Source organism: Actinoallomurus iriomotensis (assembly GCF_030269445.1).
GTDB lineage: Bacteria > Actinomycetota > Actinomycetes > Streptosporangiales > Streptosporangiaceae > Actinoallomurus > Actinoallomurus iriomotensis.
Genome location: NZ_BSTJ01000010.1, coordinates 213651 through 225676 on the forward strand (window position 1 = coordinate 213651; position 12026 = coordinate 225676).

Here is a 12026-nt window from a genome sequence, read left to right on the forward strand (position 1 = left end):
GACCGTGCGTCCGGCGGACCGATGGACCGGCGCCGGCGGGGTCGCGCCGGCGTCAACGAGACGCATGCGTGGGCACCCCCAGAATGCGTCGGGCCTCGTCGGTGGTGGCAGGGCGGCGGCCATGTCGGCGACCGAGTTCGGCGACGCGCGCGACGAGGTCGGCGGTGGCCGGATGCCCCAGGTCGGTGTAAGGGTGGTCGCCGATCCCGACCACCAGGTGTCCGCCCGCGGCGATGATGTCGTCGGCGACCTCCAGAACGTCGCCGCGATGGCTGGAGACCAGCCATTCGATCCGCAGGCCGGCGGGCAACACCTCCAGATGGGCGCGCACCCCCGACGCAGTGGTGGGATGCGCGGCGACGAACTCCTCACCACCCAGCACGAACGCCACGATGAGCGGCCGGGCGAGCCGCCCGGTGCGCTCGTGCGCGACGATCGCGCGGGTCCAGCTGAGGTTGAATGACGCCAGGTACGGGCGCAGGCCCAGCCGCGGCGCCCGCTCAAGGAACGCCCGCTGGGTGCGGATGTCGTTGACGAAGACGCGGTCCTCGGAGGCGTAGTCGCCCGCGTCCGCGTCGAACAGGTCCATGTTGGCGCAGCCCATGTCCACCGGAAGCAGGTCCGCCGCGGTCTCGGGGTCGCCCTGGTTGGGGGCGATGTTGGACAGCCGTTGCTCGACGTCGTAGCCCGGGACGTTGGCCATCGACGGCGCGAGCAGCAGCGAACTGGCCCGGTGCGTCTCGCGGGCGATGTCGGCGTATGTCGGGGCCGAATGATCGGCCCGTCCATCCGCGGTCCGGCCGTGGTAGTGCATGAGCGAGGCACCGGCGCGCTCACAGTCCCGGGCGACCTCAGCGATCTCCTTCGGGGTGAACGGCACGTGCGGGTTCGGGTCCCGGCCGGTGCCCTCGTTGACGTTGACGCCGATGATCAGTGGCTTCATCGGGCGGCCTCCGGGCGGTTCCAGCCGGCGCCGGCCAGTTGTCCGCCGTCGACGCCCCAGACCTGTCCGGTGACGAACCCCGCTCCTTCCCCGGCGAGGAAGGTGATCACCTGGGCGATCTCGCGCGGTTCGGCATAGCGCCGGAGCGGGATGGCCTCCAGGATCGCTCGGCGGGTCCGCTCACCTCCCTGCGCGGTCTCGACCAGTGGGGTCAGGGTGGAGCCCGGGGCCACGCAGTTGACGCGCACCGCCTCGGTGGCGAGTTCGACGGCGAGCTGGCGGGTCAGGGCGATGACTCCGCCCTTGGACGCCGAGTACGCCGCCCGGTCCGGGCTGCCCCGCAGGCCGGAGACCGACGCCACGGTCACGATCGACCCGCGGGTGGCGGCGAGGTCGTCGACGAAAAGCCGGCACAGCGCGAACGTCGCGACCAGGTTGAGCGTCAGGGTACGGGTGAAGCGGGCGGGGGTGACGTCGCGGACGGCCGCGTTGTCGGCGGTGCCGGCGCAGGTGACGACCGCGTCCACGCGGCCGAAGCGGTCGCGGGTCCGCTGCGCCAGCCGCTCCAGGGCCGCGTCGTCGGTGACATCGGTCCGCACCGACAGCCGGACGGCCCCGGAGGCATCTCTGGTCTCGCCGTCCGCGACCCGCAGGTCGGCGACCACGACATCCCATCCCTGGGCGCCGAAGAGCTCGGCCGTCGCTGCGCCGATACCCGAGGCGCCACCGGAGACGATGGCGGTCCGCCCGCTCACCGGGTCACCAGCGTGGTCATGTCGCGCACCGGGTCGCTCCCGTCCCAGCCGGCGGCCGCGACGGCGACGGCCTCGAACAGTGCCGCCTTGCGCCCGGCCACCTCGGAGATCTCGACCACCGTGCCGGCGTGCCCGCCCGCGGTGAAGTAGGCGAAGCGCTCGTCGGGCCCCCCGCTGCCGGAGCGGCCGCGTTGCAGCTCCTGGTATCCCAGTGCCGCTGCCCGGTCGACGAGGTCGCCGAACGTGGTCGTCCAGTAGGCGATGTGCTGCAGTCCCTCGCCGCCCGCGTTAGTGAACTCGCGGAACGCCGACGGGGCGTCGTTGCGCTGCTGGATCAGCTCCACCTGCACGGGGCCCGCCTGGGCCAGCGCGACGCTGAACTCGGGTTCGCTCGGTTCGCCGCGATAGGTGAAGTCGTTGACGGGCTGGCGTTCGATGTAGAAGAACGGTCCGACTTCCAGCCGCTCCACCCAATGGGTGATGGCGGACGCGATGTCCGGGACCACGTAGCCCAGCTGACGGATGGTGCCGAAGGTGCGGCTCACTTCTCCTCCTCGATCGCGGGCGTGTGGCCCGGTGTCAGCGCCGATCGTGTCGCGACGTCCCCTCGCCGCCCAGCGCGCGGGCCCGTTGATCGGGAAAGCGGCGGTGGCCCGTGCCGTCGCGTACTCACGCGTGGTGCCCGGTGACGGGCAGAAGCCGGAGACGGCCGCCGTCGCGGATCAGCGTGAACGGATGGTCGGCGGGAAAGTGCGCGGGCAGCAGGAGCAGTCCGTCCCGTGCGCAGCGCTCCAGCACGGCGTCACGCGTCCGCCGCGCCAGCGCCGGATCGGCGTCCCCGGCCTGGCTCAGCTCCGGATAGAGCAGTTGGATCGGATGATGGACGACGTCGCCGGAGATGACGGCGCCGCCCTCCCGCGAGCGGATCTCGGCGACGAGGTGCCCGCCGGTGTGACCGGGGGCCGCACGCAGCACGACCTTGGTGTCGCCATGCTCGGCCAGCAGATGACCATCGTCGGCGATCTCCCACCGGCCGTTCTGCAACACGGGCCGCACGCTGTCGTCGTACATGCGCACGAGATCCGCCGCGACCCCCTCGGGGTGCTCCGTCGCGGCCAGCGCCTGGAGGGAGTCGAGCTCGGCACGGCCGAACACGTACCTCGCCCCCGGGAACGTCGGCCGCCAGCGGTCGCCTTCGAGGCGGGTGTTCCAGCCGCAGTGGTCGGGATGCAGGTGGGTGCTGACGACTACGTCCACGTCCTCGACGGCGGTGCCCGTTCCCGCGAAGCGGTTCAGGAAGTCGGTGTCGAAACGGTGGTGCGGCAGCAGATTGGGGCGATCTTTGTGGTTGCCGTTGCCCGCGTCCACGACGAGCGTAGTGCCGCCGATCCGCACGAGATAGCTGTGGATGGCCAGCACGAGGGCGCCCGTGCGCTCCTCGACGTATCCCGGCCCGAACTCGGCGGCGGCTCGGGCGGCCTGCTCACCGGTGGCGTCGGGGAACAGCTCCCACGGTGGGAACGGCCAGCGCGCCAACTCGGTGACCTGGGTGATGGTCGCCTCTCCGACCGTCAGCTGGAATGTCATGAACCTTTGTCCTTAGTCGAGCGGGTCTTCGTCGAGCGGGCTTCGGATGAAGACGGGTGGTCCGGGCGCAGGCGCCCGCGGGCGCCGCGGCGCCGTCATCGAGGTGGCAGGCCAGTCAGGAACCGGCAGTCGATTCGGCTCCGGTCAGGAGGCGGGGTGAGGACGTGCGGCGGGCCGTCGCCCCGAGTGCCAGGACGATGGCGGCGGCGAGCGCGAGGACGACGGCGTACACGCCGATCGCGGCGGTGAACCCGCCGGTCGCGTCTTTGATCCAGCCGGTCACCTGCGGCCCGAAGTAGCCGCCCAGATTGCCGGCGCCGTTGATGACTCCGAACCCTGCCGCCAGCGCGACCCCGGTGAGGAATGACGACGGCATGGTGATGAAGACGCCCATCGCGCCGTACAGACCCATACCGGCGACGCAGAACCCCGCGATCGCGAGGGCGGGGACGGAGAAGGAAACGGCCGCGAGGCCGAAGCCGGCCGCCGCGACGGCGGCGGCCACGGCGAAGTGCACCGTCCGCTCCTGCCGTCGGTCCGAACGCCGCATCCACCACAGCACGGGCCCGATCGCGAGCAGCGCGGGCAGCGTGGCGACCCAGCCCACCTGGCTTCTGGACAGCCCGAACTGCGCCAGGATCTGCGGGATCCAAAGCTGGAAGCCGTTCAGGCAGAACGTGAAGCAGACGAACACCATCACCAGGACCAGCACGCGAGGATGCACCAGCGAGCGGGCGAATCCGTGCTCGCCATGCGCGTCCGTCGTCCCGCGATCCTCCGATCGCAGTTCGGCGACCAGCCAGTCCCGTTCGGCGGCGGTGAGAAACTCGGCGTCCTTCGGGCCGTCCCTGAGGATCTTGACGCAGGCACAGCCCAGGACGATGGCCGGGATTCCCGTGAACACGAACACCCAGCGCCAGCCCGCCAGACCGAGCAGGCCGTCCAGGCCGAGAATCTGCGTCGTGACGGGCGTGGCGAGCGACGACAGGCAGATGAAGGCGATGATCCACGCCATCGCTCGTCCGCGCTCACGCTGCGGGATCCATCGCGACACGAAATAGAGCATGCCCGGGGAGAACCCGGCCTCCGCGATACCCAGTAGGACCCGCGCGCAGGCCAGGCTGGTCGTCCCCTGCACGGTTGCGGTGGCGATGGTCACCAGACCCCACGTCACCATGATCCGGCCGAGCCACCGCCGGGCACCGACCTTGGTCAGGATGTAGTTGCTCGGGGGCTCGCAGACCGTGTAGCTCCAGAAGTAGACGCCGGCCGTGAACCCGAAGGCCGACGCCGAGATCCCCAGGTCATCGTTCATGGTCAGTGCCGCCACGCCGATGTTCAGGCGATCGACGTACACCGCGATGTAGCAGAGTCCGATCAACGGCATGAACCGCGCCATCACCTTCCGGACGGCACGGTGGCCCACGTCCGGCCACTCCCGCGTCTCATGCACTTCGCACCTCGATTCTCCGGTCGGCGCCTTGTGACGCCGGCCACACAGAATGAGGTGGCTCTGCATCTCCCATCCACCGCTCAGTGCCGTTCATCGGGACTTAACAAGCCGGCAACGCGTCGGACATGACGTCGCGGCGGGCTCCCGTCACGCTATCGGCGTCACAGCCGCAGTTCGCGGCCGGTCCAGCGGGAGCGCAGCCACCGGTCGTGGCTGGCGACCACGACGGCGCCGGAGGTCGTGCCCAGCGCCTCCTCCAGCTCGTCGGCCAGCCGCGGCGACAGGTGATTGGTGGGCTCGTCGAGCAGCAGCAGCTCCGGCGGGTCCGCCACGAGCAACGCCAGGGCGAGCCGGCGACGCTGCCCGACGGACAGCTCGCCGACCCGCCGGTCGAGGTCCGCGACGCCGAGCAGTCCGAGGGACCGCAGCGGCACGGCGTCGGCGCGTTCGGCGCCGAGCGCCTGTTCGTAGGTCTCACGCGCGGTACGGTCCGGCCGGTCGAACACGGTGTCCTGGGTCAGCAGGCCGACCCTCAGCTCGCGGCGCCGCCGCACCTCGCCGAGGGTCTCCAGCCGGCCGGCCAGCAGCAGGAGCAGCGTCGACTTGCCCGCTCCGTTCGTTCCGGTGACCAGGAGCCGTTCGCCGGCCGCGAGGTCGAGGCGGTCCAGAGTGAGCCGGCCGGGAACGCGGACGCCGCGCAGCGACAGGAGCGTGCCGTCGGCCGACGCGGAGGCGAGCGTCGCGGCACGGAACCGCAGCGGCTCCGGCGGCTCCCCGACCTGGTCGCGTTCCAGCTGGTCGAGCCGGCGGGCGGCGTCGCGCACCCGCCGCGAGATCTGTTTCTGCACCCGCCCGCCGGAGTGCCCGTATCCCATCTTCTCGTGGTCGCGCTTCTCGCGGTCCGGCGCGACCCGGTGCGCGGTCACGGTGACCGCGCGGCGCAGGCCGGCGAGCTCCTCCTGTTCCTCGGCGAAACGTCTGTGCCAGCGCTCCCGCTCGGCGCGCTTCTCCGCCTGGTAGGCGGTGTAGCCGCCGCCGTAGCGGATCGGGCCGGACACCGCGGGATCGAGGTCGATCAGGTCGGTGCAGACGGCGTCGAGGAACGCCCGGTCGTGGCTCGCCACCACGACGACGCCGGGCAGGCCCCGCAGCTGCTCCTCCAGGAAAGCCGCCGCGGCGTCGTCGAGATGGTTGGTCGGCTCGTCGAGCAGCAGCGCCGCGGGCCGTCGTACCAGGAGCGCGGCCAGCGCGAGCCGGCCGCGCTGCCCGCCGGACAGGGACCCGAGCGTGCGGTCGTGGCTCAGCCCGCCCAGGCCGAGCGCGCCGAGCACGATCTCGGCGCGCCGGTCGGCGTCCCACGCCTCATGTTCCTGGGCGTGCTCCAGCCGTTCGCCGTACTCGACGAGAAGCCCGGCGTGACCGGGGGAGTCCTGCGGCGTCTCCGCGAGCGTCCGGGTGAGCCGGTCCAGCTCGGCGAGGTCCGCGCGGGCTCCGCGCAGGGCGTCGTCGAGCACGTCGGCGATCGTCGACGCGCGCTCGAACGGCATCTCCTGCCGCAGGAAGCCGAGGTCCGGAGGCCGTACGACGGTGCCCGCGTCGGGTTCGTCGGTCCCGGCGAGCAGCCGCAGCAGGGTCGACTTTCCCGCGCCGTTCTCGCCGATCAGCCCGATCCGCTGCCCGGGGGCGGCGGTGAGGGAGACGCCGTCGAGCACCCGTCGCGTACCGAACGTGCGGACCAGATCGTGGGCGAGCAGCGCCGGCTCAGGCACGCGTCGCCGCCGACGTGCCGTCGGGCGCGCCGGTCTCCACGAGCCGGCCCTCGGAGAGCCGGAGCCAGCGGCCGACCCGGATCTCGGCGAGGAACCGCTCGTCGTGGCTGACCACCACGAACGCGCCCTCGTAGGCGTTGAGCGCGCTCTCCAGCTGGCCGACGCTCACCAGGTCGAGGTTGTTGGTCGGTTCGTCCAGGAGCAGGAGCTGCGGCGCCGGTTCGGCGTACAGGACGCAGGCAAGGGTGGCCCGCAGCCGCTCGCCGCCCGACAGCACGCCGACCGGAAGGTGGATGCGGGACCCGCGGAACAGGAAGCGGGCGAGCAGGTTCATCCGCTGCGCCTCGGGCATCGCGGGCGCGAAGGCGGCCAGGTTCTGCGCCACGGTGCGGTCGAGGTCGAGCAGGTCCAGCCGCTGGGACAGGTACGCGATCCGGCCGTCGAAGCGCCGGATCGCGGCGCCCTCCGGCTCGACGTCGCCGTTCACCACGCGGAGCAGCGTGGACTTGCCGGAGCCGTTGGGCCCGGTCAGCGCGATCCGTTCGGGCCCCTGGACGGTCAGGCCGGCGCCGTCCCCGGCGAACACGGCCCGGTCGCCGTGGCGGACCTGGATGTGTTCGCCGCGGAAGACCGTGCGTCCGGCCGGGACGTTGGTGCCGGGCAGCTCAAGGGCGATCTTCTGCTCGTCGCGCAGGGCCCGGCCGGCCTCCTCGAGCCGTGCCTTGGCGTCGCCGACCCGCGCGGAGTGCGCCTGGCTCGCCCGGCCCGCGGACTCCTGGGCGCGCCGTTTCATGTTCCCGGCGAAGAGCTTCGGCAGCCCCGCGTTGTCGAGGTTGCGCGCGGCGTTGCCGGCCCGCCGCTCGGCCCGCTCACGGGCCTGCTGCATCTCCCGCTTCTCCCGCTTGACCTGCTGCTCGGCGTGCCGGACGGCCCTCTCGGCGGCCTCCTGCCCGGTGCGTACGGCCTCCTCGTAGGCGGTGAAGTTCCCGCCGTAGGAGCGGATCTCGCCCTGGTCGAGCTCGGCGATGCGGTCCATGCGGTCGAGCAGGGCCCGATCGTGGCTGACCAGCAGCAGGCAGCCGCCGAAGTCGTCGAGCACGCCGTAGAGCCGGTGGCGCGCGTCGAGGTCGAGGTTGTTGGTCGGCTCGTCCAGCAGCAGGACGTCGGGGCGCTTCAGCAGCTGTCCGGCCAGGCCCAGGGAGACGACCTGACCACCGCTGAGGGTGTCGAGACGCCGGGTGAGGGCGACGTCGCCGAGGCCGAGCCGGTCCAGCTGGGCCGTGGTGCGCTCCTCGATGTCCCAGTCGTCGCCGATCGCGGTGAAGTTCTCCTCGCTGGCGTCGCCGGCCTCGACGGCGTCGATCGCCCGGATGATCGGGGCGATTCCCAGCACCTCGGCCACCGTCAGGTCGCCGGTGAGCGGGAGGCTCTGCGGAAGGTGGCCGAGCACTCCGTCGACGGAGACGGTCCCGCCGCCGGGCCGAAGCTCACCCGCGATGAGCTTGAGCAGCGTGCTCTTGCCGGCGCCGTTCGGCGCGACCAGGCCGGTACGGCCGGCGCCGACCGTGAAGGACAGGTCCTGGAAGACCGGTGTGTCGTCCGGCCAGGAGAAGGACAGGTTGGAGCAGACGATGTACGCGTCGGACATGGAAGGGTCCTCGGGAAATAACGCGGGCGCGTCAAGGCGTCCCGCAGGGGTCAAGGGACGACGACAGAGCGGCCACGGCGGCATCGCGCGCCTGCCTGCGGCCGGTCAGGTCCGGGTATCACCCGGAGATGTCGTCGTCACCTGCCATGTGCGGCTCTCCCTATTTCCCGAAATCGTCCGTCAACCGTACCAGCAGCCCGGCTCAGACGTCGGCGGCGCAGCGGAAGCCCAGGTTGCCGCTGGAGCTGTCGGGGCTGTTGCCCGTGCGCGCGGCCACCCGGTAGCGGTTGCAGTAGGAATCGTGGCACAGGTACGAACCGCCGCGCATCGGACGCTCGGCGTCGGTCCCGCGGAACCGCCCGGCGCACCATTCCCACACGTTGCCCGAAACGTTGAAGAGCCCGAAGCCGTTGGGCGGGAAGGCGTCCACCGGAGCGGTGCCGGCGTAACCGTCCTCCGCCGTGTCGCGCACCGGGAACCGGCCCTGCCAGATGTTGCACCGGTGCTCGCCGCCGGGCGTGAGCTCGTCGCCCCACGGGTAACGGGCCTGCTCCAGGCCGCCACGCGCGGCGTACTCCCACTCGGCCTCCGTCGGCAGCCGCCGGCCGGCCCAGGCGCAGTAGGCGTTCGCGTCACGCCACGACACGTGCACGACCGGGTGGTCCCAGCGGTCCTCGACCGTGCTGCCGGGCCCTTCCGGCACCCGCCAGTACGCCCCGGAGACCCCGCACCACCACGGCGTCTGCGGCGGTCGTGGAGACCTCTTGCGCAGCTCACCGGGCAGGAACTTGGCGAAGACGTAGGTCCAGCCGAACTTCTCGGCGTCCGTCCGGTAGCCCGTCGCGTCCACGAACTCCGCGAACCGCGCGTTCGTCACGCAGTGCGGATCGATGGCGAAGGAGGCGACGGCGACCTCGCGGACGGGCCCCTCGTCGTCGTCGGGGAATCCGTCCTTGTCCTCGGTGCCCATCAGGAACGTGCCGCCCGGCAGCACGATCAGGTCGCCGGAGGCGTGTCCGCGGCCCGGCGGGTCGTACGGGACCTCCGAACCCTCGGAGCGTGACGGGGGACAGCATCCGGACATCCGCGAACCACCTCCTTGCGTGCTTGCGTGCTTGCGTGCGTGACCTGACGTGCGTGACCTGCATCATCTCAGGGCCGACGCCCGAGCCCGGTCAGTGGGGGACGAGCAGGTGGTCCGACCGCGCCGAGGCCATCGACGACATGACGAGTGACGCCGCGCCGATGGCGCCCCCGTCCTCGCCGAGAGTCGTGCCGCGTACCTCCACCGTGTGCACGTCGCTCACGGTGAGCAGCGAGGCGGTGATCGGCGGCACGACCCGCAGGTAGATGCGCGACAGCGCGGACCAGCTCGGTCCGCCCAGCACGACGGCGTCGAGGTCCAGGACGTTGGCGAGGTTGCCGGCGACGCGTGCGATGGCGCGCGCCGACTTCTCAACGATGACGAGCGCGGACTCGTCGCCTTTGTCGGCGAGGGCGCACAGATGCCTTAACGCGGTCTCGACGGCCAGGGGATCGTCGAGGTCCACGGACGGGATCGTGCCGGCCCCGGCGGCCGCGGAGACGAGGTGCACGGGGGCGGAGGTGATCGCGATGCACCCGCGCCCGCCGCACGGGCACCGGGGCCCGTCGGGGTCGCCGCTGAGGTGCCCGATCTCGCCGAGGTTGTCGGACGCGCCGCGCATCACCTCGCCGTCGAGGACGACCCCGGCGCCGATTCCGGTGCCGAGGTAGATGAAGGCGAAGTTCGACAGCGTGCCGCCGCCCGCCCAGAGCTCGCCCGTCGCGGCGGCGATGGTGTCCTTCTCCAGCACGACCGGCAGGCCGACGCGGCTCTCCAGCTCGTCGCGGAGGCGTACGACGCCCCAGCCGCGCAGGTTCGGCGGCCCGACGAGAGAGCCGGACTCGGCCCTGATGGGCCCGGGGGCGGAGACGCCGAGGCCGGACACCCGGAGCGGGGGGATCGCCCGGCGGCCCACGAGGTCGGCGACGGCGTCGACGATCGCCTTGAGCACGTCTTCCGGGCCGTCGGTGGTCGGGGTCACGATCGAGGCCCGGTCCTCGACCTGGCCGGCGAGGTTGAGGAGCACCAGCGTCATCCGGGCCGGATCGATGTGCAGCCCCAGGGAGTACTGACCCTGCGGGACCACTCTGAACATCGTCCGGCGGGCGCCCGTGTCGGCCTCCACCCGGCCGGCGGCCTCGATCAGCCCCGCGCTGACGAGGCGGCGGCAGATGTTGGAGACGGTCTGCACCGACAGGCCGGTGTGCTCCGACAGCTCCACCCGGCTGATGTTCGAGCTGCGCCGTACCAGGTCGAGAACGAGCAGCTGGTTGTAGTCGCCGACGCGCGGAAGATTCGATCCCCGCCGCTCCATCGTGATCCCTCCCGGCTTCGGCGATTGGGGCCGTCTCACGCGCTTCCGCGCTTGACGGAACAGATCGTAGATCAACGCCGAGGCCCAGATCGTAGGTCACGAAAGAGTCTGTTGTAAATCAAATTGATTGTGTTAGCGTCCTGGGACCCCGCTGCGGGGCGGTGCCTCTTAAGGAGATGCAGCATGAAGTTCACGAAGTCGGTCGTGGCCGCCGCGGTGACGAGTCTCGTTCTTCCACTCGCGGCATGCTCGGGCTCCGGTTCCGGATCCGGCTCGGTGAACCTGGTCTTCCGGCAGTTCGACCCCAAGGGAGAGGTCGCCGGCCTCACCACCGCGATCGACGCGTGGAACAAGAGTCACCCGAAGATCCACGTCGAGATGCAGACCCTGAGCCCCAACAACGTGCAGCAGTTCGCGCGTGAGGCCAATTCCGGATCCGGGCCGGACATCGACCAGATCGGCTACGCCGACGTCGCGTTCCTCGCCAAGCCGAAGATCCTGCTGTCGCTGGACGACCTCATGAAGAAGGACCCGGTGCCCGGGGGGACGGACAACCTCCTCGCGAAGGACATGGTCACCTTCGACGGCAAGACCTGGGCCATGCCCTGGACGGCCGACACCATGGCGCTCGTCTACAACCCCAAGGCGCTCTCCGCCGCGGGCGTCAAGAGCCCGCCCACCACCTGGGAGCAACTCGCGGCCGACGCGAAGCAGATCAGCTCCTCCAGCTCCGGCAAGACCAGCGGCTTCTGCTTCGCGGCCTCCGGCTCGGCGACCAGCTCACAGTGGAACGCGATCAACTACTACATCTGGGCGCACGGCGGCACGCTCGTGCAGAAGAACCCCTCGGGCGCGTGGCAGCCCGGCATCGCCCAGCCCCAGCTCGCGAACGCGATCCAGTACTTCGCCGACCTGTTCTCCTCCGGGGCCTCGCCGAAGGCGAACCAGGCGGTGCAGGACTACAGCGACCCCTCCATCGTCAACGGCCTCGCGACCGGATCCTGCGCGATGAGCTACGAGCCGCCGGCGACCTTCGCGCCCCTGCTCAAGCAGGCGAAGGCGGCCGGCACGACGCTGACGACCGCGCCGATGCCCTCCGGCCTGACCGACGGCGCGACGCACCTCGGCGGTCGCGCGCTCGGCATCAACCGCAACAGCAAGCACCCGGACGAGGCGTGGCAGGTGATCAAGTACCTGATGAGCGCCACGACGTTCAAGACCTACTCCCAGTACCCGGCCTCCAAGAGCACCCTCACCCAGCTGACGGTGCCGGAGTCGCAGCAGGGCTTCGTCAAGCAGCTGCCGCACGCCCGCTCGTTCGCGCGCTACATCGGGTCCGACATGACGGTCGCCTCGATCGAGCAACTCGTCAACCAGCGGTTCTCCGCCGTCTACTCGGGCCAGTCATCCAGCTCGGACGCGGCCGCGGCGATAATCTCCGGGCTGACCAAGGGCCTGAAGGGCTGAGCGGC

At 71.3% G+C, this 12026-nt stretch carries 10 protein-coding genes; 1 reads left to right on the plus strand and 9 read right to left on the minus strand.

Features of this window, described 5'->3' with window-relative positions:
* Positions 1 to 52: 52 nt before the first annotated feature.
* From QSK37_RS36010 to QSK37_RS36050, 9 genes are all read right to left on the minus strand, one after another.
* Positions 53 to 943: a 3-keto-5-aminohexanoate cleavage protein gene (locus tag QSK37_RS36010; protein WP_285629883.1), complete on the minus strand. Its 891-nt coding sequence runs from the start codon at positions 941 to 943 to the stop codon at positions 53 to 55.
* Positions 940 to 1698, minus strand: coding sequence for an SDR family NAD(P)-dependent oxidoreductase (locus tag QSK37_RS36015; RefSeq protein WP_285629885.1), 759 nt, complete (start codon positions 1696 to 1698; stop codon positions 940 to 942). The genes QSK37_RS36010 and QSK37_RS36015 overlap by 4 nt, the downstream gene beginning before the upstream one ends.
* Positions 1695 to 2243, minus strand: coding sequence for a VOC family protein (locus tag QSK37_RS36020; protein ID WP_285629887.1), 549 nt, complete (start codon positions 2241 to 2243; stop codon positions 1695 to 1697). Before QSK37_RS36020 ends, QSK37_RS36015 begins: the two co-directional genes overlap by 4 nt.
* A 124-nt stretch (positions 2244 to 2367) precedes the next feature.
* The gene (locus QSK37_RS36025; RefSeq protein ID WP_285629889.1) at positions 2368 to 3285 is read right to left on the minus strand and encodes an MBL fold metallo-hydrolase; all 918 of its coding nucleotides are present in this window, start codon (positions 3283 to 3285) and stop codon (positions 2368 to 2370) included.
* Positions 3286 to 3400: 115 nt separating this feature from the next.
* Entirely contained in the window at positions 3401 to 4738 is a 1338-nt protein-coding gene (locus QSK37_RS36030; protein ID WP_285629891.1) for an MFS transporter, read from the minus strand.
* A gap of 161 nt (positions 4739 to 4899) precedes the next feature.
* A complete protein-coding gene (locus QSK37_RS36035; RefSeq protein WP_285629892.1) occupies positions 4900 to 6507 on the minus strand; it encodes an ABC-F family ATP-binding cassette domain-containing protein in 1608 nt (535 codons plus the stop codon).
* Positions 6500 to 8155 (minus strand): ABC-F family ATP-binding cassette domain-containing protein, encoded by a 1656-nt coding sequence (locus QSK37_RS36040; RefSeq protein WP_285629897.1) that lies wholly within the window; start codon positions 8153 to 8155, stop codon positions 6500 to 6502. The genes QSK37_RS36035 and QSK37_RS36040 overlap by 8 nt, the downstream gene beginning before the upstream one ends.
* A gap of 202 nt (positions 8156 to 8357) precedes the next feature.
* Entirely contained in the window at positions 8358 to 9239 is an 882-nt protein-coding gene (locus tag QSK37_RS36045) for a formylglycine-generating enzyme family protein (protein WP_285629898.1), read from the minus strand.
* A gap of 91 nt (positions 9240 to 9330) precedes the next feature.
* Positions 9331 to 10554 (minus strand): ROK family transcriptional regulator, encoded by a 1224-nt coding sequence (locus QSK37_RS36050; protein WP_285629900.1) that lies wholly within the window; start codon positions 10552 to 10554, stop codon positions 9331 to 9333.
* A 183-nt stretch (positions 10555 to 10737) separates the two neighbouring features.
* On the opposite strand from QSK37_RS36050, the gene QSK37_RS36055 reads away from it, so the two are divergent.
* Complete coding sequence (locus tag QSK37_RS36055; RefSeq protein WP_285629902.1) at positions 10738 to 12021, plus strand: ABC transporter substrate-binding protein; 1284 nt, start codon at positions 10738 to 10740, stop codon at positions 12019 to 12021.
* Positions 12022 to 12026: the final 5 nt, after the last annotated feature.